At 72.2% G+C, this 21,939-nt stretch carries 20 protein-coding genes; 9 read left to right on the top strand and 11 right to left on the bottom strand.

All coding sequences use genetic code 11. From position 1 onward, the window contains the following. Positions 1-32 precede the first annotated feature (32 nt). Together lpdA and IF04_RS0115710 are read right to left on the bottom strand one after the other, a co-directional pair. Positions 33-1,421: a dihydrolipoyl dehydrogenase gene (gene lpdA, locus IF04_RS0115715; RefSeq protein ID WP_030256793.1), complete on the bottom strand. Its 1,389-nt coding sequence runs from the start codon at positions 1,419-1,421 to the stop codon at positions 33-35. A gap of 338 nt (positions 1,422-1,759) precedes the next feature. Further along, positions 1,760-3,289: a leucyl aminopeptidase gene (locus tag IF04_RS0115710; protein WP_030256790.1), complete on the bottom strand. Its 1,530-nt coding sequence runs from the start codon at positions 3,287-3,289 to the stop codon at positions 1,760-1,762. Positions 3,290-3,605: 316 nt separating this feature from the next. On the opposite strand from IF04_RS0115710, the gene IF04_RS0115705 reads away from it, so the two are divergent. Next, the gene (locus IF04_RS0115705; protein WP_030256787.1) at positions 3,606-4,433 is read left to right on the top strand and encodes an endo alpha-1,4 polygalactosaminidase; all 828 of its coding nucleotides are present in this window, start codon (positions 3,606-3,608) and stop codon (positions 4,431-4,433) included. 31 nt (positions 4,434-4,464) lie between these two features. Here IF04_RS0115705 and IF04_RS0115700 read toward each other — a convergent pair whose 3' ends face one another. The 4 genes from IF04_RS0115700 to IF04_RS0115685 form a co-directional block, all read right to left on the bottom strand. Further along, a complete protein-coding gene (locus IF04_RS0115700; RefSeq protein WP_030256783.1) occupies positions 4,465-5,286 on the bottom strand; it encodes an adenosylcobinamide-GDP ribazoletransferase in 822 nt (273 codons plus the stop codon). Between the two features lie 2 nt (positions 5,287-5,288). Then, the gene (locus IF04_RS0115695) at positions 5,289-6,353 is read right to left on the bottom strand and encodes a nicotinate-nucleotide--dimethylbenzimidazole phosphoribosyltransferase (RefSeq protein ID WP_030256779.1); all 1,065 of its coding nucleotides are present in this window, start codon (positions 6,351-6,353) and stop codon (positions 5,289-5,291) included. 10 nt (positions 6,354-6,363) lie between these two features. After that, positions 6,364-6,777 (bottom strand): hypothetical protein, encoded by a 414-nt coding sequence (locus IF04_RS0115690; protein WP_051831269.1) that lies wholly within the window; start codon positions 6,775-6,777, stop codon positions 6,364-6,366. A gap of 63 nt (positions 6,778-6,840) precedes the next feature. Further along, positions 6,841-8,088 carry a bifunctional adenosylcobinamide kinase/adenosylcobinamide-phosphate guanylyltransferase gene (locus tag IF04_RS0115685; protein ID WP_030256772.1) on the bottom strand — a complete coding sequence of 416 codons (1,248 nt, stop codon included), beginning with the start codon at positions 8,086-8,088 and terminating at the stop codon, positions 6,841-6,843. Positions 8,089-8,319: 231 nt separating this feature from the next. Here IF04_RS0115685 and IF04_RS0115680 point away from each other — a divergent pair, with 231 nt between their 5' ends. After that, complete coding sequence (locus IF04_RS0115680; protein WP_030256768.1) at positions 8,320-8,547, top strand: hypothetical protein; 228 nt, start codon at positions 8,320-8,322, stop codon at positions 8,545-8,547. 73 nt (positions 8,548-8,620) lie between these two features. On the opposite strand, the gene IF04_RS0115675 is transcribed toward IF04_RS0115680, so the two are convergent. Further along, a complete protein-coding gene (locus IF04_RS0115675; protein ID WP_245654416.1) occupies positions 8,621-9,331 on the bottom strand; it encodes a class I SAM-dependent methyltransferase in 711 nt (236 codons plus the stop codon). A gap of 83 nt (positions 9,332-9,414) precedes the next feature. Further along, positions 9,415-10,014: a DUF3043 domain-containing protein gene (locus IF04_RS0115670; RefSeq protein ID WP_030256761.1), complete on the bottom strand. Its 600-nt coding sequence runs from the start codon at positions 10,012-10,014 to the stop codon at positions 9,415-9,417. 252 nt (positions 10,015-10,266) lie between these two features. On the opposite strand from IF04_RS0115670, the gene IF04_RS0115665 reads away from it, so the two are divergent. From IF04_RS0115665 to IF04_RS0115645, 5 genes are all read left to right on the top strand, one after another. Further along, the gene (locus IF04_RS0115665; protein WP_078600349.1) at positions 10,267-11,067 is read left to right on the top strand and encodes a PspA/IM30 family protein; all 801 of its coding nucleotides are present in this window, start codon (positions 10,267-10,269) and stop codon (positions 11,065-11,067) included. Between the two features lie 56 nt (positions 11,068-11,123). Further along, complete coding sequence (gene pspAA / locus IF04_RS0115660; RefSeq protein ID WP_030256753.1) at positions 11,124-11,402, top strand: PspA-associated protein PspAA; 279 nt, start codon at positions 11,124-11,126, stop codon at positions 11,400-11,402. 142 nt (positions 11,403-11,544) lie between these two features. Continuing rightward, entirely contained in the window at positions 11,545-12,816 is a 1,272-nt protein-coding gene (locus IF04_RS0115655) for a sensor histidine kinase (protein WP_051831268.1), read from the top strand. Next, positions 12,813-13,490 (top strand): response regulator, encoded by a 678-nt coding sequence (locus IF04_RS0115650; RefSeq protein WP_030256747.1) that lies wholly within the window; start codon positions 12,813-12,815, stop codon positions 13,488-13,490. The genes IF04_RS0115655 and IF04_RS0115650 overlap by 4 nt, the downstream gene beginning before the upstream one ends. Before the next feature lie 160 nt (positions 13,491-13,650). Further along, complete coding sequence (locus IF04_RS0115645) at positions 13,651-16,809, top strand: efflux RND transporter permease subunit (RefSeq protein WP_030256744.1); 3,159 nt, start codon at positions 13,651-13,653, stop codon at positions 16,807-16,809. Between the two features lie 59 nt (positions 16,810-16,868). Here the strand turns inward: IF04_RS0115645 and nadA are convergent, their stop codons facing one another. Continuing rightward, positions 16,869-18,077 (bottom strand): quinolinate synthase NadA, encoded by a 1,209-nt coding sequence (gene nadA / locus IF04_RS0115640; protein ID WP_030256740.1) that lies wholly within the window; start codon positions 18,075-18,077, stop codon positions 16,869-16,871. A gap of 277 nt (positions 18,078-18,354) precedes the next feature. On the opposite strand from nadA, the gene erpA reads away from it, so the two are divergent. Next, complete coding sequence (gene erpA / locus IF04_RS0115635; protein ID WP_030256738.1) at positions 18,355-18,708, top strand: iron-sulfur cluster insertion protein ErpA; 354 nt, start codon at positions 18,355-18,357, stop codon at positions 18,706-18,708. Positions 18,709-18,810: 102 nt separating this feature from the next. Here the strand turns inward: erpA and IF04_RS0115630 are convergent, their stop codons facing one another. Both IF04_RS0115630 and IF04_RS0115625 read right to left on the bottom strand, forming a co-directional pair. Continuing rightward, positions 18,811-20,427, bottom strand: coding sequence for a flagellar basal body-associated FliL family protein (locus IF04_RS0115630; protein WP_030256735.1), 1,617 nt, complete (start codon positions 20,425-20,427; stop codon positions 18,811-18,813). Positions 20,428-20,586: 159 nt separating this feature from the next. Continuing rightward, complete coding sequence (locus tag IF04_RS0115625; protein ID WP_030256733.1) at positions 20,587-20,820, bottom strand: hypothetical protein; 234 nt, start codon at positions 20,818-20,820, stop codon at positions 20,587-20,589. 140 nt (positions 20,821-20,960) lie between these two features. Here IF04_RS0115625 and IF04_RS0115620 point away from each other — a divergent pair, with 140 nt between their 5' ends. Then, on the top strand, positions 20,961-21,935 hold the full coding sequence (locus tag IF04_RS0115620) for a carbohydrate kinase family protein (protein WP_030256730.1): 975 nt from the start codon (positions 20,961-20,963) through the stop codon (positions 21,933-21,935). Positions 21,936-21,939: the final 4 nt, after the last annotated feature.

Raw genomic sequence — 21,939 nt, 5'->3', positions numbered from 1 at the left:
ATTGCGGGATGTGGTCGCGCCCGGACTGGGGGTCAGTCGTGGGAGTGGAGGGGCTTGCCGGCCAGGGCCAGGTGGGCCTCGCCGAGCGCCTCGTTCTGCGTGGGGTGCGCGTGGATGAGCTGCGCAACCTCGGCCGGCAGAGCCTCCCAGTTGTAGACCAGCTGGGCCTCGCCGACCTGCTCGCCCATACGGTCACCGACCATGTGGACGCCGACCACGGCACCGTCCTTGACCTGGACGAGCTTGATCTCGCCCGCGGTCTTGAGGATCTTGCTCTTGCCGTTGCCCGCGAGGTTGTACTTCAGAGCGACGACCTTGTCGGCGCCGTACAGCTCCTTGGCCTTCGCCTCGGTGATACCGACCGAGGCGACCTCCGGGTGGCAGTACGTCACGCGCGGCACGCCGTCGTAGTCGATCGGCACGGTCTTCAGACCGGCCAGTCGCTCCGCAACCAGGATGCCCTCCGCGAAGCCGACGTGCGCGAGCTGGAGCGTGGGGACGAGGTCACCGACGGCGGAGATCGTCTCCACGTTCGTCCGCATGTACTCGTCGACGAGGACGTAGCCGCGGTCCATGGCGACCCCGGCCTCCTCGTAACCGAGACCCTGGGAGACGGGGCCGCGGCCGATCGCGACCAGCAGCACCTCCGCCTCGAAGGTCTTGCCGTCGGCAAGGGTGACCTTGACGCCGTTCTCGGTGTACTCGGCCTTCTCGAAGAAGGTGCCGAGGTTGAACTTGATGCCCCGCTTGCGGAAGGCGCGCTCCAGCAGCTTGGAGCTGTTCTCGTCCTCGACCGGGACGAGGTGCTTGAGGCCCTCGATCACGGTGACGTCGGTGCCGAAGGACTTCCACGCCGAGGCGAACTCGACGCCGATGACGCCGCCGCCCAGGATGATCGCGGACTCCGGCACGCGGTCCAGTGTCAGCGCGTGGTCCGAGGAGATGATGCGGTTGCCGTCGATCTCCAGACCCGGCAGCGACTTCGGCACGGAGCCGGTCGCCAGCAGGATGTGGCGGCCCTGGACGGTCTGGCCGTTCACGTCGACGGACGTGGGGGAGGACAGCCGGCCCTCACCCTCGATGTAGGTCACCTTGCGGGAGGCGACCAGACCCTGCAGACCCTTGTACAGGCCCGAGATGACCTCGTCCTTGTACTTGTGGACCCCGGCGATGTCGATGCCCTCGAACGAGGTCTTGACACCGAACTGGGCGGCCTCACGGGCCTGGTCCGCGATCTCACCGGCGTGCAGCAGCGCCTTCGTGGGGATGCAGCCGTTGTGCAGGCAGGTGCCGCCGAGCTTGTTCTTCTCGATCAGGGCGACGTCCAGGCCGAGCTGCGCACCGCGCAGGGCAGCCGCGTAGCCGCCGCTACCGCCTCCGAGAATCACTAGGTCGAAAACGGTGCTGGCGTCGTTCGCCACGTCACGTCCTCCATGCATGGGTACGCCGGAGCCGGTCTCCGATGACCGGACGGCGGCTGTTGTTCGGCCGCTAGTACTTCGGCCCTGGGTAAGGGGGGCCCTGTCCTGCCGAGCCCCATCTTCGCACTTGTTGAACACGGGCGGGACGGCGGGCCGGGCCCGGGGCCCGCCGATCGGCTGCCCGCACGGGTTACGCAGGCGTACGGACCTACGGATTTCGTCGAGAGCGAACACCTGTCCGCGCCCGCACGAACGGCCCCGCGCGCGGAGCCCGGGGCCGTGTCGGTGCGCTGCGTCCGCAGCAGGTCAGAGCCTGGTCAGAGCCTGGGTGCAGGCTGTCAGAGCAGGTCGCCCTCGGCGGTGCGCTCGGCGAGCCGGACCAGGGTGCGGACAGCGGAGCCGGTGCCGCCCTTGGGGGTGTAGCCGTAGGGCGCGCCCTCGTGGAAGGCCGGGCCCGCGATGTCCAGGTGCGCCCAGGTGATGCCCTCGCCGACGAACTCCTGGAGGAAGAGGCCTGCGACCAGGCCGCCGCCCATCCGCTCGCCCATGTTGGCGATGTCGGCGACCGGGGAGTCCATGCCCTTGCGCAGCTCGGCGGGCATCGGCATGGGCCAGGACTGCTCGCCGACCTCGGTTGCGATCTCGTGGATCGAGGTGCGGAAGGCGTCGTCGTTGGCCATGATGCCGAAGGTGCGGTTGCCCAGCGCCAGCACCATGGCGCCGGTCAGCGTCGCGACGTCGACGATGGCGTCCGGGGTCTCCTCGGAGGCGCGGGTGATCGCGTCGGCCAGGACGAGACGGCCCTCGGCGTCGGTGTTCAGCACCTCGACGGTCTTGCCGCTGTACATGGTCAGCACGTCGCCGGGGCGGGTGGCCGAGCCCGACGGCATGTTCTCGGCGAGCGCGAGCCAGCCGGTGACGTTGACCGGGAGGTTCAGGCGCGCCGCGGTGACGACCGCGGAGAGCACGGCGGCGGCGCCGCTCATGTCGCACTTCATCGTCTCGTTGTGGCCGGCCGGCTTCAGGGAGATGCCGCCCGAGTCGTAGGTGATGCCCTTGCCGACCAGCGCCAGGGACTTCTTCGCCTTGGCGTGGGTGTGGCTGATCTTCACGAGCCGGGGCGGGTTCTCCGAGCCCTGGCCGACGCCCATGAGGCCGCCGTAGCCGCCCTTCTTGAGCGCCTTCTCGTCCAGCACCTCGACCTTGAGGCCGTACTCCTTGCCCGCGGCCTGCGCCTCGGCGGCGAAGGTCTTGGGGGTGAGGCCGTTGGAGGGGGTGTTGATCAGGTCGCGGGCGCGGTTGATCTCCGCGGCCAGCGCCTGGGCTCGCTCGGCGGCGGCCTTGTGGGCCTTGTCGCGCGGCTTGGCACCCAGGACGGCGATGTCGGCCAGCGGCGCGGACTTGTCCGCACCCTTCTTGGCGTCGCCGTTGTTGCTGCGGTAGGCGGTGAAGCTGTACGCGCCGAGCAGCGCGCCCTCGGAGACCGCGGCGACCGCGTCGGCATCCTCGACGGGCAGCGCGAAGGCGGCCTTCTTGGTGCCGGCCAGCGCGCGCGAGGCGGCGCCGGCGGCGCGGCGCAGTGCCTCGTGGTCGTAACCCTCGCCCTCGGCCGGGGCCTCGCCCAGACCGACCGCCAGCACGACCGGCGCCTTGAGCCCGGCACCACCCGGAACCTTGGTCACCTCGCCCTCGGCGCCGCTCGCGCCCAGGGTCTCCAGGACGTCGGCCAGCCTGCCGTCGAAGGCCGTCTCGACGGCCTCGGCGCCGGGCGCCACGACGGGGCCCTTGGCACCCTTGGCGAGGCCGACGACAACGGCGTCCGCGCGCAGCGTCGCGGCGGATGAAGTACTGAGGGTCAGTGCAGTCACGGTATTGAAGGTCCTGTTCCGTCCGGGGATCCATGGGCGCTCGTGGCGCTGCTGGCGCCGAGCCTACGCTCGGGTGCCCCGCCCGGTCCCGCCCGATGCCATACCCGTTCCCCCGGCCGACCGGCAGATTTGCCGCCCCGCGAAGCGAACTCCCTTGATTTTCCCGGTACTTGAGTGACTACGGGGTGGTATGGCGGATTTATCCGGAGGCTGGGCCGCCGGATGTCTCCCCGGCCGGGCAACCACCCATCGGTGATCACCGTCCCTGAAGGCGGGGCGCAGCACCGCGCCCGTCGCAGAACAGGAGAGCCGGTACATGAGACGGCCGTTCAGCCAGCCGCCCCTACTGCTCGGACTGGTCGCGCTGCTGCTGGCGCTCGCCACGGCCTGTACGACGGCTCCGCCCGGGGACGGCGGCGGGGACGGTACGGACCGGGCGCGGGGCGCGCGCTGGCAGCCGAAGCCCGGTACGGACTGGCAGTGGCAGCTCAGCGGCCGCCTCGACAAGGACGTGGCGGCGCCCGTCTACGACATCGAGGGCTTCGACCACAGTGCGGCCACCGTCGCCGAGCTGCACCGCCGCGACCGCAAGGTGATCTGCTACCTCAGCGTCGGCGCCTGGGAGGACTGGCGCCCGGACGCCGGCGACTTCCCGCGCTCCGTCATCGGCCGGTCCAACGGCTGGGAGGGCGAGCGGTGGCTGGACATCCGGCGGCTGGACGTGCTGGAGCCGCTGCTGGCCAAGCGGTTCGACATGTGTCGCGACAAGGGCTTCGACGCCATCGAGCCGGACAACGTGGACGGTTACGCGAACCGCTCCGGCTTCCCGCTGACCGCCGCCCACCAGCTGAGGTTCAACCGCATGGTGGCCCGCCTCGCGCACGAGCGCGGCATGGCGGTCGGCCTGAAGAACGACCTCGATCAGATCCCGGAGCTGGTGGACGACTTCGACTTCGCGGTCAACGAGCAGTGCGCGGAGTACGACGAGTGCGAGCGGCTCACGCCGTTCATCCGCGCGGGCAAGGCCGTCTTCCACGTGGAGTACGAGCTGCCGCCGGAGCGCTTCTGCGCGACGTCCCGGAAGCTGCGGCTCAGCTCGCTGCGGAAGGACATGGATCTGACGGCCTGGCGGCAGACCTGCTGATCCGGCGGTGAGCGGGGGGCTCAGCGCGGCCTCAGCCGAGGGCCAGTACCACGATGGTCATCAGCCCGGCCGTCTCGGCCAGCCCGCCGAAGACGTCGCCTGTCACGCCGCCGAAGCGCCGCACGCAGTGCCGCAGCAGTGCCTCGCCGGCGGCGAGGCCGAGGAGGAGCGCGACGGCCGCGTGCAGGGCGCCGTACGCGCCTCCGTACGCGCCTTCGTATGCCCCGAGACCGGCCAGTACGGCCAGGGCGGCCAGTACGGCGACCGCAGCGCGGCCGACGGGCACCGTCCCCGCCACCGCCGCGCCCAGCCCCTCCGGGCGGGCCGCCGGGACGCCCGTCCGGGAGGCGAGGGTGAGGGCGAGGCGGGCCGTGACCGCACCGGCCACGGCCGCGACCGCGCCGGCCGCCCAGCCGGCCGCGTACAGCTCCTGGAGCGCCGCGACCTGCGCGAGCAGCGCCAGGAGGAGCACGATCACGCCGAACGGGCCGATGTCGGACTGCTTCATGATGCGCAGCGCGTCGTCCGCGGGCTTGCCGCTGCCCAGCCCGTCGGCGGTGTCCGCGAGCCCGTCCAGATGCAGGCCGCGGGTGAGCGCGGCGGGCACCGCGACCGTGCCGACGGCGGCGAGCAGGGGCCCGCCGCCGAGCAGGAGCAGTCCCGCGCCGAGTGCTGCCGCACAGAGTCCGACGACCAGCCCGGCGAGCGGTGCGCAGAGCATGCCGCCGCGGGCCGTCTCGCGGTCCCAGCGGGTCAGCGGTACTGGGAGCACGGTCAGGGTGCCGAAGGCGAAACGCAGTGCGTCTGCGGGGGTCGGGGAGCCGGTAGGGGGCGCGGTGGGGGTGTCGCTCACACTCACTCCTCCGTCGACTCCTCGGCCCGTACCGGGAGTTCCGCCGCCAGCGACGCCGCGGCCTGGACCAGGGGCAGTGCCAGGAGTGCGCCCGTGCCCTCGCCTGCTGTGACGCCGTGGTCGAGCAGTGGGGTCAGGGCGATGCGGTCCAGGGCCTTGGCCTGTGCCGGTTCGCCGCCGGCCTGGCCGGCCACCCACCAGTCCGGTGCGCGGAACGCGATCCGCTGCGCCACCAGCGCGCAGGCCGCGGAGACCACGCCGTCCAGGATCACCGGCGTCCGGCGCACCGCGCTCTGCAGCAGGAAGCCGGTGGCCGCGGTCAGATCGGCGCCGGCCGTGGTGGCCAGCAGCGCGAGCTGGTCGCCCAGCACCGGACGGGCCCGGCGCAGCGCGTCGCGGATCGCCGCGCACTTGCGCATCCAGGCCAGGTCGTCGATGCCCGCGCCGCCGCGCCCGGTGACCACCGAGGCGTCGGTGCCGCACAGCGCGGCGATCAGGGCGCCGGCCGCCGTGGTGCCGCCCACGCTCAGGTCGCCGAGCACGACCAGGTCCGTACCGGCGTCCGCCTCCTCGTCGGCGATCGCCATGCCCGCGCGGAACGCCTGCTCGGCCTCCTCCGCGGTCAGCGCGTCCTCGACGTCGATCCGCCCGGAGCCGCGCCGCACGCGGTGCCGGGTGACGTCCTCGGGCAGCTCGCCGGGGTCGCAGTCCAGGGCCATGTCGACCACGCGCGGCGGGGCGTCGAACCGCCGTGCCAGTACCGCCGCCGGGCTCGTCCCGTCCAGCACCCCGCGCACCAGCTCCGTCGCGCTGCCCGCGGGGCGGCCCGAGACGCCCAGTTCGGCCACCCCGTGATCGCCCGCGAACAGGACCGTACGGACCCGGTCGAGGGGCCGGACCGGAACCTGCTGCTGCACGGCGGCCAGCCAGTCGCCCAGCTCGTCGAGGCGGCCCAGCGCGGCGGGCTGCACGAGGCGGTGCTCACGCCGCTCCTCGGCGTCCCGGCGCAGGCCGCCGTCGGGGCGCTCGATCAGGTTCGCGAAGTCATCGAGGTTCAGGGCGCTCATTCGGCGCAGGTTACCGGCAACGCCACCGTCGGTGCGCGGACGGCCGGTACCGCCGCCGGTGCGGGGCCTCCAGCAGCAGCGCCGCGCCCGGCAGCCGGCGCGCGCACAGGGCACGCAGCTCGCGTAGCGCCCCCGCGGCGGGCGGCGGCCCGAAGACGAGGACCAGGACGCCGAGCGCGGGGCGGGCGACGGCGGCCGGCCAGTGGGGCCCGGTGACCCGGCCGGTGAGGGTGCGCCACCGGGGGCCGTCCGGCAGCAGCATCCGGCGCAGGGCGGCGGTCGCCGGCTCCTCGACGGTCAGCCAGCGCAACTGCCCGTTGTCCACCCGCCAGAAGCCGGTGTCCAGGCCCTCGCCGAGCGCCACGACCGTGGCCTGCGGACGGTCCCGCAGATAGCGGCGCACCGCCTCGTCGAACGGTTCCATGCCGTCAGGTGACGGTACGGAAGGCCGTCCGGCAAGCGGGACACGGGCGGCCGCCCGTGCGCGTCACCCGCGCAGCGTAATGGCCTGCCCCGCGACGACCAGCAGTACGTGCTCGCACTCGGCGGCGAACGAGGCGTTCAGACGGCCCAGTTCGTCCCGGAAGCGGCGGCCCGCCGGGGTCGCGGGGACCACTCCGGAGCCGACCTCGTTGCTGACCGCCACCAGCGGCCTGCGGGTGGCGCGCACCGCGGCCACCAGCTCGGCCACCCGCGCGTGCAGGGCCTGTTCGCCGCCGTTCGCCCAGGTCTCGTCGTCCCAGGCGCCCACCTCGTCCATGGCGTGCGTCAGCCACAGGGACAGGCAGTCGATCAGCAGCGGGGAGTCGGCGGTCTTCTCCCCGGAGCCGGAGCCGGAGCCGGAGCCGCTCTCCTCCTCGCCCGCCAGCAGCGGTACCAGGTCGCAGGTCTCGGCGGTGCGCCAGGAGGACGGGCGGCGCTCGCGGTGCGCGCTGACCCGGGCCGCCCACTCCGTGTCGCCGTCCCGCAGCCCGCCGGTCGCGACGTACAGCACATCGGGGAAGGCGGCGAGCCGCCGCTCGGCCTCGACGGACTTGCCGCTGCGCGCGCCGCCCAGCACCAGCGTCCGGCGCGGCAGGTCGGGCACCGCGTGGTACTCGCCGACCAGCAGCGACGTGCCGTCGGGCACCGCACGCGCGCCCACCGCGGCGAGCCGCCGGTGCAGTTCCTCGCCGGGCGGCGTGTCGTGGTCGATGTGCACGGCGATCACGTCGGTCGCCGCGTCCACCGCGCCGTTCGCCCGCAGCCGGGCCAGCGCGTCGGGGCGCCCCAGTACGTCCAGTACGACCATCTCGTACGGCCCCTTGCCCTCGGCGGCCCCGGCGGGCGCGGCGCCCGGCGGCAGGTACAGCAGCCGCTCGCCGTAGGTGCCGCCGATCTCGTAGCCGGTGCCCGGCACGTCCACCGCCACCGCGCGTACCCGGTGCCCGTCCAGCAGCGCCAGCTCCCGCCCGTCCGCGACCCGGCCCGGCTGCGGCACCCCGGTGGGCACCTCGAAGGCGGGTCCCTCGTGCGGGTGCGTCAGGAGCACTTGGCGCACGCCGGTCAGCGACTGACCGGCGCGGGCCGCGGCGAACGCGGCCCCCGGGGTCAGGTCGAGGAGCAGCGCGCCGTCCAGGAGCAGCGCGGTGGCCGCCCGCGCCGCGTCGCCCGTGGCGGCGGCACAGGAGGCGCAGGGGCAGCCGGGGCGGGGCAGGCCCTCGGGGGCCCCGGTGCCGAGCAGTGTCAGTTCCACTCGCCGATTTTCTCCTGTCCCCGGCTCGCGGGCGCGCGGGGGGACGTCTCGACACGGCCGTTAGGCTGCTGATCAGTATTGAGAAGTACGAGAAGTACTCGCACGGGACATGTCACCGGGCGGCGGCACAGGGCATCACACCTGAGCGGCGGCACAGGGCATGACCACTGCACGGCACCAGCACGGCACCAGCACGAGCAAGCACGTACCCGGTGGGACCAGGAGGCGGACATGGCGTGGACGTGGCGGTTCGAGAAGGCCGACGGTACGGAGGCCCCGGCGGGGGAGGCGCCGGAGGACTTCTCCACGCAGGGGGACGCGGAGTCCTGGATCGGCGAGGAGTGGAAGACGCTCCTGGACCGCGACGTGGACCAGGTGACCCTGTTCGAGGACGGCGTGAAGGTCTACGGCCCGATGAGCCTGCACGCCGACGAGGGCGGCGAGGCGGCGGAGGGCTGAGCGGCTCCCGGCACGAGTGAGGGGCGGCGGGCCCGATGGCCCGCCGCCCCTTTCACGTCCTTGCGTCCGCGGATCAGCCCCGCACGCCGCACAGGTGCAGCAGGGCCGCCACCGCACGGTACGGATCGGTGCGCCCGGCCCGTTCCTCGGCGGCCAGCAGCCGGGTCAGCTCCTCGGCGGGCGGCGGCACCGCGTCGTCGGCCGCGAGGTCGGTGAAGAGCCGCACGCCGTACCAGGCGTGCAGCGGGGCACCGATCCCGGCGAGGGTGTCGGTGAGCGCGTCGAGCCGGTCGGCGCGCACCGTGAGGCCGAGCCGGTTCTTGTACCGGGGCGAGTCGAACGCGGTCATGGCCGTGTCCCAGTCGCCGGACAGCCCCGGGCGCAGCGCGAGCGCGTCGGCGTTGCGCACCAGGACGGAGAGCAGGCCGCCGGGCGCCAGTACCCGGGCCAGCCCGGCCAGCATCGGGTCGGGGTCCTCGACGTACATCAGGACGCCGTGGCAGAGCACCACGTCGAAGGTGCCGGCGGGGAAGTGCGCGCCGGTGTCCCGGCCGTCGCCCTCGATCAGCCGGACCCGCTCCTGTATGCCCGCCGGCTCGCCGGCCAGCGACGCGCGGACCGCGGCCAGCATCGTCGGGTCGGACTCCAGCCCGGTGACCTTGTGGCCCGCGCGGGCCAGGCGGAGCGCCTGGGTGCCCTGGCCGAGGCCGACGTCCAGGACGCGCAGCCGCTGACCCACCGGGAAGCGCGCGGTGACCTGCTCCTCGAGCTGCCGGGCCACCAGCTCCTGCCGGACGGTGTTCCGGATGCCCCCGAGCTCGTCCAGCCAGGGGCCGGCCCCTCCGGCAAAGCCGGAGGAAGCCGTGTTCAGGGTCGTTCTCCCCGCTTGACCTGCGGCTTGGGGAGGCGCAGGCGGCGCATCTGGAGGGTGCGCATCAGGGCGTAGGGCTTGACGCCCCTGAGGTTCTCGTTCGGGAACTTCTCCTTGAGGCGCTTGGTCAGACCGATCCAGACGGCGATCGAGTCCAGCACGATCAGCAGGATGACGACCAGCCACAGGATGAGCGCGATGCTCTGGATCTGCGGCACCCGGACCATGGTCAGCACCAGGATGATCACTGCCACCGGCAGGAAGAACTCCGCGACGCACCAGCGCGAGTCGACGTAGTCGCGCGCGAATCGGCGCACCGGGCCCTTGTCCCGGACGGGGAGGTACCGCTCATCGCCCTTGGCCAGCGCTTCGCGCTGCCTGGCCATGTCGGCGCGGCGGGCCTCCCGCTGGGCCTTGACGGCCTCCTTGCGGTTGGCCGGTGCCGACTGCGCGCGAGTACGGCGCTGATTCTGCGCCTGACTGCGCTTCGGCGTCGGGCGGCCCTTGGGGGCCTGCGGGTCGCGTGGCTGCTGGGGCTGGTCCGCGGTCACCTTGGCGGTCGCGGCCTGCTCATCCTTCGAACGGCTTCGGAACACAGAACCCAAGGGTACGCGGTCGCTCTCGGAGGGCCAGAGTCCGAGGGGAACGATCCGGCAACGGCAGCCCGGGTACCCGTACCAGGTCTACTCCCTGGGCCGGAGAAAGGGAGATACCTGATCGTCCTGCAGGAGGAGCACATCCGGGTCCAACCAGTGCGGTAATGGAACCGGGGCCCGTACTGTGGGGTCTGTAGATGTGCTGGAGCCGAAGCCCGAAGAAACTCGGTCAGAAGGGGGCGCTCGAGGCCCATGAGCGATGGTGTCATGAAGCGGATGGGGATGATCTTCCGCGCGAAGGCCAACAAGGCCCTTGACCGGGCCGAGGATCCGCGCGAAACCCTCGACTACTCCTACCAGAAGCAGCTGGAGCTGCTCCAGAAGGTCCGGCGCGGGGTCGCCGACGTCGCGACCTCCCGCAAGCGCCTGGAGCTCCAGCTCAACCAGCTCCAGGGCCAGTCGTCCAAGCTGGAGGACCAGGGCCGCAAGGCCCTCGCGCTCGGCCGTGAGGACCTGGCCCGAGAGGCGCTCTCCCGCCGGCAGGCCCTGCAGCAGCAGGTCACCGACCTGGAGACGCAGCACCAGACGCTGCAGGGCGAGGAGGAGAAGCTCACCCTCGCGGCCCAGCGCCTCCAGGCCAAGGTGGACGCCTTCCGTACGAAGAAGGAGACCATCAAGGCCACCTACACCGCGGCCCAGGCGCAGACCCGGATCGGCGAGGCCGTCTCCGGCATCTCCGAGGAGATGGGCGACGTCGGCATGGCCGTGCAGCGCGCCGAGGACCGGACCGCGCAGATGCAGGCCAGGGCCGGGGCCATCGACGAGCTGCTGGCATCCGGCGCGCTGGACGACCCGACCGGCATGGCCAAGGACGACCTCACCGCCGAGCTGGACCGGATCTCCGGCGGCGGCGACGTCGAGCTGGAGCTGCAGCGCATGAAGGCCGAGCTGGCCGGGGGTACCTCCGGCGGCCAGCAGGCCATCGAGGGCGGCCAGGACGGCCAGGCCCAGCCGTCGCAGCAGCAGGACCAGACGCGTTTCGACAAGCAGTGACCGGCGGGCGCGGATAGCCTCATCGGGATCGCCGGACCGGACCAGAGGAGACCGTCGTGATCGTACGGATCATGGGCGAGGGGCAGGTAAAGGTGGCGGACAGCCACTTCATCGAGCTCAACAAGCTCGATGACGAGCTGCTCGCCGAGATGGAGAGCGGCGACACGGACGGCTTCCGGCGGACGCTGGGCGCGCTCCTCGACGCCGTACGCCGGCTGGGCGACCCGCTGCCCGACGACTCCCTGGAGCCCTCGGAGCTGATCCTCCCCGGCCCCGACGCCACCCTCGAAGAGGTCCGCGAGATGCTCAGCGACGACGGCCTCATCCCGGGCTGACCAGCCCGCTCCGGCGGACCGTCCCCGCACACCGGGGACGGTGACCGCCCGGCTTCTTCCAGCAGGTACGCGCCCCGGTCACCGGTCCGCTCCCCGCCTCGGCGGGGAGCGCCCGTCGGCCGGGGCGCTACCGTTTCCTCCCGTGACTCCCCTCGCCACCGGACAGGGCCCGCTGCCCGGGCCCGCGCTGCTCGCCCGGCTCCGCGCACACCCCGTCGTGCTCGACGCGGTCCTGGCGGTGGCCGTCTTCGCGGTGATCCTGATCGGCGCGGCGGCCGGTCCGCACGGCCGGTACGGGCCCCGCTTCGGCGCCCACCCGCTGGAGCCGGTGACGGTCCTCCTCGCCGCGCTCGCCTGCGCCGCACTGGTACTGCGCCGCCGCTACCCGCGCAGCGTCCTCGCCTTCACCTGCGCCATGACGCTGGCCGAGCTGGTCACCGCCACCAGCGAACCGCGCGCCCCGGTCGCCGCCGCCTCGGTCATCGCCGTCTTCACCCTCGCCGCGCGCACCGACCGCCCCACCACCTGGCGGATCGGCGCGCTGACCGTCCTGGTGCTCACCGCCGCCGCGATGCTCACCAGTACCCGGCCCTGGTACGCCCAGGAGAATCTGGCGATCTTCGCGTGGACGGGCATGGCGGCCGCGGCCGGTGACGCCGTCCGCAGCCGCCGCGCCTTCGTGGCCGCCATCGAGGAGCGGGCCGAGCGGGCCGAACGCACCCGCGAGGAGGAGGCCGGGCGCCGGGTCGCCGAGGAACGCATGCGCATCGCCCGCGAGCTGCACGACGTCGTCGCGCACCACATCGCGCTGGTCAACGTCCAGGCGGGCGTCGCGTCGCACGTCATGGACAGCCGCCCCGACCAGGCCAAACAGGCTCTCGCGCACGTCCGGGAGGCGTCCCGGTCCGCGCTGGACGAGCTGCGCGCCACGGTCGGCCTGCTGCGCCAGTCCGACGACCCGCAGGCGCCCACCGAACCGGCCCCGGGCCTCGGCGTCCTGGACCAGCTCATCGACGGGTTCATGCGCGCGGGCCTGCCCGTCGAGCTGGAGCTGCCGCCCGGCAGCCCCGAGGGCCTGCCCGCCTCGGTCGACCTCACCGCGTACCGCATCGTCCAGGAGGCGCTGACCAATGTGCACAAGCACGCGGGGGAGGGGGCGCGGGCCACGGTACGGATCGTCCGGTCTGCCGAGGCGCTGACGCTGACGGTGCTGGACGACGGCGGCGGGCGGCCCGCCGAGTCCCCCGGGAACGCCGAAGCGCGCGCGGACGGCGGCGGGCACGGCCTGATCGGGATGCGGGAACGGGTCGCGGCGCTGCGCGGCACGGTGGAGACCGGGCCGCGCCCGGCAGGCGGTTTCAAGGTACGGGTGCGGCTGCCGCTGCAGCCCGCGCGCACGGGGGAGACAACATGACGATCAAGGTGCTGCTCGCCGACGACCAGGCGCTGCTGCGCAGCGCGTTCAAGGTGCTGGTGGACTCCGAGCCCGGGATGCGGGTGGTGGGCGAGGCGTCGGACGGCGCCGAGGCGTACGAGCTGGCCCGGTCGGCCGCGCCCGACGTGGTCCTGATGGACATCCGGATGCCCGGCGTGGACGGGCTGGCCGCCACCCGCATGATCAGCGAGGACCCGGAGCTGGCCGGCGTACGCGTGGTGATCCTGACGACCTTCGAGGTCGACGACTATGTGATCCAGGCGCTGCGGGCGGGCGCCAGCGGCTTCCTCGGCAAGGGCGCCGAGCCGGACGAGCTGCTGAGCGCCATCCGCGTCGCGGCGGCCGGCGAGGCGCTGCTCTCACCGGTGGCCACCAAGGGACTGATCGCGAGGTTCCTGGCACAGGGGAGCGGCGAGGACGGCGGCGCGGGGCCGGACGCCGAGCGGCTGGCGTCGCTGACCGGCCGGGAGCGCGAGGTACTGGTACTGGTCGCGGGCGGGCTGTCCAACGACGAGATCGCCGGGCGGCTGACCGTCAGCCCGCTGACGGTCAAGACGCATGTGAACCGTGCGATGGCCAAGCTGGGCGCCCGCGACCGGGCGCAGCTCGTCGTCATGGCGTACGAATCGGGACTCGTCCGCCCGCGGGTGTAGCAGCGGGTGGAGCGGGGCGTACTACGGACGCGGTACGCCCCCGCCCCGGAAATGGACCTGGGTGCTAGGGAAACAGCGCTTCTTGTGCCGGATGGTGTAAGCGGGCCCGCCATGGCCCGTTGCCGAGAAGCGTTCAGAACAAAAGAGAGAGACCCCACCCATGTTCAGGCTGTCCCGACTCAGCCTCGCACAACGGGGCCTGATAGCACTGATGTCGATCGTGGCGATCGTCTTCGGGGCCATCGCGATCCCACAGCTCAAGCAGCAGCTGCTGCCGTCCATCGACATGCCCATGGTGTCCGTCGTGGCGCCGTACCAGGGTGCCTCGCCCGACGTCGTCGAGAAGCAGGTCGTCGAGCCCCTCGAAGACGGCATCCAGGCGGTCGACGGCATCACCGGCGTCACCTCCACGGCCAGTGAGGGCTCGGCCGTGGTGATGGCCGAGTTCGACTACGGCAACGACACCAAGGCGCTGGTCGCCGACGTCCAGCAGGCCGTCAACCGGGCCCGCGCCAAGCTGCCCGAGGACGTCGACCCGCAGGTCGTGTCCGGTGGCACCGACGACCTGCCGACCACCGTGCTGGCCGTCTCCTCCGCGGGCCAGGACCAGCAGGCGCTCGCCGACCGTCTGGACCGCAGCGTCGTCCCGTCCCTGAAGGACATCGACGGCGTCGGCCAGGTCACCGTGAGCGGCGTCCGCGACCGCGTCGTCGCCGTCACCCCGGACGACGCGAAGCTCGCCAAGGCGGGGCTCACTCCGGCGGCGCTCGGCCAGGCCCTGGAGGCGGGCGGCGCTTCCGTACCGGCCGGCTCCTTCTCCGAGGGCGGCAAGAGCCGCACCGTCCAGGTCGGCAGCGGCTACACCTCGCTCCAGCAGATCAAGGACCTCACCGTCTCGCCGGCGGTGGCCGGTGCCGCGGCGGGCAAGGCCGGGGCCGGCGCTCCGGTACGCATCGGTGACATCGCCACCGTGAAGCAGGAGTCGGCCACCCCGACCTCCCTGACCCGCACGAACGGCGAGCCGAGCCTCGCCGTCCAGATCACCATGGACCAGGACGGCAGCGCCGTCGCCATCTCCGACGCGGTCAAGGACAAGCTCCCGCAGATCCGCGCGGACCTCGGCAAGGACGCGGACGTCACGGTCGTCTCCGACCAGGGCCCGCAGGTCTCCAAGTCCATCGAGTCCCTCACCACCGAGGGCCTGCTCGGCCTGGTCATGGCCGTGATCGTGATCCTGGTGTTCCTGCTGAGCCTGCGCTCGACGCTGGTGACCGCGGTCTCCATCCCGCTGTCCGTCGTCATCACGCTGATCGTGCTGTGGACCCGCGACCTGTCGCTGAACATGCTGACGCTGGGCGCGCTGACCATCGCCATCGGCCGGGTCGTGGACGACTCCATCGTCGTACTGGAGAACATCAAGCGGCACCTGGGCTACGGCGAGGAGCGCAAGCACGCCATCCTCACCGCCGTCCGCGAGGTCTCCGGCGCGATCACCTCCTCCACCCTCACCACCGTCGCGGTCTTCCTGCCGATCGGCGTGGTCGGCGGCATGGTGGGCGCCCTCTTCGGCGACTTCTCGATCACCGTCACCGTGGCCCTGCTGGCCTCGCTGCTGGTCTCCCTGACGGTGGTCCCCGTCCTCTCGTACTGGTTCCTGCGCGCCCCGAAGGCCGCCGAGGGCGGCGACCCGGAGGCGCTGCGCAAGGAGGCCGAGGAGAAGGAGAGCCGCAGCGCGCTGCAGCGGCTGTACGTACCGGTGCTGCGCTTCGCGACCCGGCGCCGGATCACCAGCCTGGTCATCGCCGTCGTCATCCTCATCGGCACGTTCGGCATGGCCCCGCTGCTCAAGACCAACTTCTTCGACCAGGGCGACCAGGACACCCTCTCCATCCAGCAGGAACTGGAGCCCGGCACCAGCCTGACCGCCGCCGACAAGCAGGCGAAGCGGGTCGAGATGGTACTCGCGGACACCGACGGCGTGCAGGACTACCAGGTCACCGTCGGCTCGTCGGGCATGATGGCGGCCTTCGGCGGCGGCTCGTCCGCCAACCAGGCGTCGTACCAGGTCAAGCTGGCCAGTGCCGATGACTCCGACCGGGTCGTGGCGGACATCCGCGCCGGTCTGAAGAAGCTCGGTCCCGCCATCGGCGACACCACCGTCTCCGCCGGCCAGGCGTTCGGCAACCAGGACCTCAGCGTGGTCGTGAAGGCCGCCGACGCCGACGTACTGAAGGACGCCGCCGAACAGGTACGCAAGAAGGTCGCGGGCCTGGACGACGTCACCGACGTCACCAGCGACCTGGCGCAGAGCGTGCCGCGGATCTCCGTCACTGCCAACAGCAAGGCGGCGGCCGCCGGTTACTCCCAGGCCACCCTCGGCCAAGCCGTCGCCCAGGCGGTACGCGGCACCACCAGCGGCACGGCGCTGCTGGACGACGCCGAGCGGGACGTCGTCGTGAAGTCGGCGCACCCGGCCACGACCGAGGCCGAGCTGAAGAAGCTGGCGCTGCCCGGCCCGTCGGGCGTGGTGCGGCTCGGCGACATCGCCGAGGTGAAGACCGTGCCGGGCCCGGTGCAGATGACCCGCATCGACGGCGCCCGGTCCGCGACCGTCACGGCCAAGCCGACCGGTGACAACACCGGCGCGGTCACCGCCCAGCTCCAGTCCGAGCTGACGGACCTGGACCTGCCCAAGGGCGCCACGGCCGAGATCGGCGGCGTCTCCGCCGATCAGGACGAGGCGTTCAGCTCGCTCGGCCTGGCGATGCTCGCGGCCATCGCGATCGTCTTCATGCTGCTGGTCGCGACCTTCCGGTCGCTGATCCAGCCGCTGATCCTGCTGGTGTCGATCCCGTTCGCGGCGACCGGCGCGATCGGGCTGCTGGTCGCGACCGGTACTCCGATGGGCGTCCCCGCGATGATCGGCATGCTGATGCTCATCGGCATCGTGGTCACCAACGCGATCGTGCTGATCGACCTGATCAACCAGTACCGGGACCGGGGCTACGGCGTGGTCGAGGCGGTCATCGAGGGCGGCCGCCACCGGCTCCGTCCCATCCTGATGACGGCCCTCGCCACGATCATGGCCCTCCTCCCGATGGCCCTCTCGGTCACCGGCGACGGCGGCTTCATCTCCCAGCCGCTGGCGGTGGTCGTGATCGGCGGCCTGATCACGTCCACCCTCCTCACGCTGCTGCTCGTCCCGACGCTGTACGCGATGGTGGAGCTGCGGAGGGAGAAGCGGGCGGCGAAGAAGGCGGCCAAGAAGGCCGCACCTTCGCCGGAGGAGGACCGTACGCCGGAGCCGGCGGGCGTTTGATCCGTACCAGCACGTGGGGCCCGTACCGAATCCCGGTACGGGCCCCACGTGCGTGACGGTTACGGCAGCGCCAACATCCGCTCCAGCGCCAGCTTCGCGAAGTCCTCGGTCTCCTTGTCGACCTCGATCCGGTTGACGACCTTGCCGTCCGCCAGGGACTCCAGGGCCCAGACCAGGTGCGGGAGGTCGATGCGGTTCATCGTCGAGCAGAAGCAGACCGTCTTGTCGAGGAAGACGATCTCCTTGCCCTCGGGAGCGAAACGGTTCGCCAGGCGGCGGACCAGGTTCAGCTCCGTACCGATCGCCCACTTCGACCCGGCGGGCGCCGCCTCCAGGGCCTTGATGATGTACTCCGTCGAGCCGACGTAGTCCGCCGCGGCCACGACCTCGTGCTTGCACTCCGGGTGCACCAGCACGTTCACGCCCGGTATCCGCGCCCGTACGTCCTCGACCGACTCCAGCGAGAAGCGGCCGTGGACGGAGCAGTGGCCGCGCCAGAGGATCATCTTCGCCGCGCGCAGCTGCTCGACGGTGAGCCCGCCGTTCGGCTTGTGCGGGTTGTAGACCACGCAGTCGTCCAGGGACATGCCCATGTCGCGGACGGCGGTGTTGCGGCCCAGGTGCTGGTCCGGCAGGAAGAGCACCTTGGTTTGCTGGGGCTCCCCCTGCTCGAACGCCCAGTCCAGCGCCCGCTTGGCGTTGGACGAGGTGCAGATCGTGCCGCCGTGCTTGCCGGTGAACGCCTTGATGTCGGCGGAGGAGTTCATGTACGAGACGGGCACGACCTGCTCGGCGATGCCGGCCTCGGTCAGCACGTCCCAGCACTCCGCGACCTGCTCGGCGCTGGCCATGTCGGCCATCGAGCAGCCGGCCGCCAGGTCCGGGAGGACGACCTTCTGGTCGTCGCCCGTGAGGATGTCGGCGGACTCGGCCATGAAGTGCACGCCGCAGAAGACGATGTACTCCGCGTCCGGGCGGGCCGCGGCGTCGCGCGCGAGCTTGAAGGAGTCGCCGGTGACGTCGGCGAACTCGATGACCTCGTCGCGCTGGTAGTGGTGCCCGAGGACGAAGACCTTCTCCCCGAGCTTCGCCTTCGCGGCGCGGGCGCGCTCGACGAGGTCGGGGTCGGAGGGGGCGGGCAGGTCGCCCGGGCACTCGACGCCGCGCTCGCTCTTGGGGTCGGCCTCGCGGCCGAGAAGCAGCAGTGCGAGCGGCGTGGGCTGCACGTCGAGGTCCTGACGGGGCTGGGCGGTGGTCACGACACGCACCCTCTCTTCGTTGTTACGGAGAACCTTTTCGACTTTTCGTCGAAATGACGTTATCTATCATAGCCGCTTCACGTCAGTTTGACGATGGGCATTGTGTCGATGTGACGCATCACCCGGCCGGCCGCACTCCGACAACCGCTGACCTTCCGGATGGGGTGTGCGAGCATGAGGAGGGGCGGAGAATTCCGCCAGAACTTCGAGCCCGCCCGGAATGAATCCGGGGCCCCGTCGGTTACTGCCGAGGGCAAGGGGTCCGTACAACCCGGGAGAGATGTAGATGAGCGTTCAGGACGAGACCACCGTCAGCGACGGCATCATCCTGTCCGACGCGGCCGCGTCGAAGGTGAAGAGCCTGCTGGAGCAGGAGGGCCGCGAGGACCTCGCGCTGCGCGTGGCTGTCCAGCCCGGTGGCTGTTCCGGCCTGCGCTACCAGCTCTTCTTCGACGAGCGCTCGCTCGACGGCGACGTCGTGAAGGACTTCGACGGCGTGAAGGTCGTGACCGACCGGATGAGCGCCCCGTACCTGGGTGGCGCCTCCATCGACTTCGTCGACACCATCGAGAAGCAGGGCTTCACGATCGACAACCCCAACGCCACCGGCTCCTGCGCCTGCGGCGACTCCTTCAGCTGAGCCGACGGGCTCCGGCACACGGAGGCACAGACGAAGGCGGCGTTCCCCTCGGGGAACGCCGCCTTCGTCATTGACCGCCCTGCCGGCGGCTGCGGACCGCCGTCACTTCCGCGTCTGCGGCACCGTTTCGCCACTGGAGGCGTCGATGACCTCCCGCCCGTCCAGCGGGGAGTCCAGCGTCACCGTCTTGGTGAACTGCTTGGCGACCTTCACGCAGACCCCGCCCGGCTTCTTCTCCTTGCCGGTGACCTGCGCGGTCACGGCCGTACCCGACTGGTCGGCGCTCGCGGAGTAGTCGCTGCACACCCCACCCCAGAAGTGCAGCGTCAGCTTCTTGCCGTCGTCCGCCACCGAGTACGACTCCAGGCCCATCGCGCCCTTCTTGCCCTCCTTGCCGCCCTGCGGCGGGTGCGCGGGCCGCTGCGTCGCGGCGTCCCCGGCGTCCCGGTCCACCACGTACTTCGGGTCGACAGCCGGATGCGCGACCGTGGTGCGGGCGTCCTTGCCGCTGGTCGAACCGGGCTGCCGCACCTCGTACATCCACGACGGCACCAGCGCCTGGCTGCCGTTCACGAACTGCACCGACAGGCCGAAGCGGGCGCCGGTCACGTCGGCGGGCGCGGGCTTCCCGGGCGCCGGCTCGCACGGCGCGACACCCTTCCCGTCCGCCTTGCCGTCGCCCTTCCCGGCCTTACCGTCCTTGTCCGGCAGCGGCGTGGCGCACTCGGCGTCCTTGCCCTTGCCCTCGGCGGCGCCGGCGCCGGCCGCCCCGCCGTTCAGGTGCGTGAGCGTCTTCTCCGCGCTCAGCACCGGATACGTGTCGCCCTTGAGCGGCCGCGCGAGCTGGCCGCTGCCGCCGACCACCCGGCCGTCGGCGCCGACCTGCAGATCGCTCTGCCAGCCGTACGTCGGCAGGCCGCCGATCACCGGGTTCGCGGAGACGATGCGCACCGCGCCGGACAGCCCGCCGGCGTTCAGCTTCGCGTCCTGCTGCCCCAGCGCCGCGAGCACCGGCTCCACCGCCTGCTTGGCCTTCTCCTGGGAGACCGCGCCCTTGCCGCTGCCGTCGTCCTCGGTCGTGGCGTCCCGGCCGCGGTACGAGGGGCAGCCGGGCCCGTCGGAGGAGTGGCCGGTCTTCGCGTCCGCCTCCTCGCCCTTGGGCGTCGCGGGCAGCGCGCAGTTCACCCCGCCCGGCGTGCCGTACTGCGCGAACGTCCACGAGCCGGTGCCGGCCTTGGCCACCTGCAGCACGGGCCCGCGGGAGTCCTTGTCCTGGCCGCCGACCTTCCACGTACTGCCCTCGGAGCGGACCTGGCCCGCCACGTCCAGCGCCTTGGCCAGCCGCGCCACCGCGTCCTTGCTGATCGGGCCCTGCGGCCGGTACACGGGCGCGTCGGCCGGGCCGTCCGGCAGCCCGGCGACCGCGCGGTACCCCGCGCCCTGCGGGTTCGGCTCGCCCGGCGCGATCCCGTCCCGCGACTGGGACTGGCCGTACCCCTCCAGTGCCAGCGGCGGCGGATCGGCCGCCGCGCCCGTGCCGCTTTCGCCGTCCTGGCCGGAAGCGCCCGATGCCCAGTACGCCGCGCCGCCGCCGGCCAGCAGCACGGCCGCGGCCATCGAGGCGACCACCAGGGGCCTGCGCCCGCGCCGCCCCGGGGCGGTGGGGTTATCGGTGGGGTTCCCGCCGCCAGTGGCAGGGGGAGTGTCCTCGGTGCTCACCGCATCGCTCCTTCGGCTCCGCTGAACAACTGATGCGCCATCCTCCGTGAGGGGGACGCCGATTGGACGGAGCCGGGCCGCGGGCGGTTCCGCCCGCGGCCCGTGGAAGACCGGTGGAAGAGCAGCGGAGGTATGGATCGCCGTACTCAGTCGCCGTACTCAGTCGCCGTACTCGGACATCCCTTCCAGCAGTTTCGCAGAGGCGGCGGGGACCGTGATCCCGCGCAGCTCGGCGGCCGGGCGGCGCGGACCGGCCGGCAGTCCGTCCGGCTTCCAGTGCGGCGCCATGCGGGCGCAGTCGCCGCGCAGTTGCTCCATCGAGTCGTGCTCGCCACCGTCCGGGCGACGGCCGACGGGGTGAACTGCTGTGACGGGCTTCACATGCTGGGTCATACGCGCACCGTACGCACCCTTCGCCCCGGGGAAGAAGACCTACTATTGGGTAGTTTCGCCAGGTCGGAGCGGCAGTCCCGAACGGGTAGCGTTGGGTCACGTCCGTCACCGCCCCACGCCTCCCGCAGGAGCGAACCGCCGTGCGTATCGCAGTCACCGGCTCCATCGCCACCGACCATCTGATGACCTTCCCCGGACGCTTCGCCGACCAGCTGGTCGCCGACCAGCTCCACACGGTCTCCCTCTCCTTCCTCGTCGACCAGCTCGACGTGCGGCGCGGCGGCGTCGCCGCGAACATCTGCTTCGGCATGGGCCAGCTCGGCACCAAGCCGATCCTGGTCGGCGCCGCCGGCAACGACTTCGGCGAGTACCGCGCCTGGCTGGACCGGCACGGCGTCGACACCGCCTCCGTACGCATCTCCGAGGTGCTGCACACCGCCCGCTTCGTGTGCACCACCGACGCCGACCACAACCAGATCGGCTCCTTCTACACCGGCGCGATGAGCGAGGCCCGTCTCATCGAGCTGCAGCACGTCGCCGAGCGCGTGGGCGGTCTGGACCTGGTCCTGATCGGCGCCGACGACCCGGAGGCGATGATCCGGCACACCGAGGAGTGCCGCTCCCGGTCCATCCCCTTCGCGGCCGACTTCTCGCAGCAGATCGCCCGCATGGACGGCGACGACATCCGCACCCTCATGGACGGCGCGGCCTACCTCTTCTCCAACGAGTACGAGAAGGGCCTCATCGAGTCCAAGACCGGCTGGACCGCCGACGAGATCCTCGGCAAGGTCGGCACCCGCGTCACCACCCTCGGGGCCAGCGGCGTCCGCATCGAGCGCACGGGCGAGCCCGCCATCGAGGTCGGCGTGCCCGAGGAGAACGCCAAGGCCGACCCGACCGGCGTCGGCGACGCCTTCCGCGCCGGCTTCCTCTCCGGCCTCGCCTGGGGCGTCGGCCTGGAGCGCGCCGCGCAGGTCGGCTGCATGCTGGCCACCCTCGTCATCGAGACGGTCGGCACCCAGGAGTACGAGCTGCGCCGCAGCCACTTCCTGGACCGCTTCACCAAGGCGTACGGCCACGAGGCCGCCGCCGAGATCCAGCAGTACCTGAACTGAGCCG

Origin of the sequence: Streptomyces violens (genome assembly GCF_000717745.1) — a bacterium.
Taxonomy (GTDB): Bacteria; Actinomycetota; Actinomycetes; order Streptomycetales; family Streptomycetaceae; genus Streptomyces; species Streptomyces violens.
The sequence above is the reverse complement of the archived record's forward strand: the minus strand, read 5'-3'. Positions and strand labels throughout refer to the sequence as shown.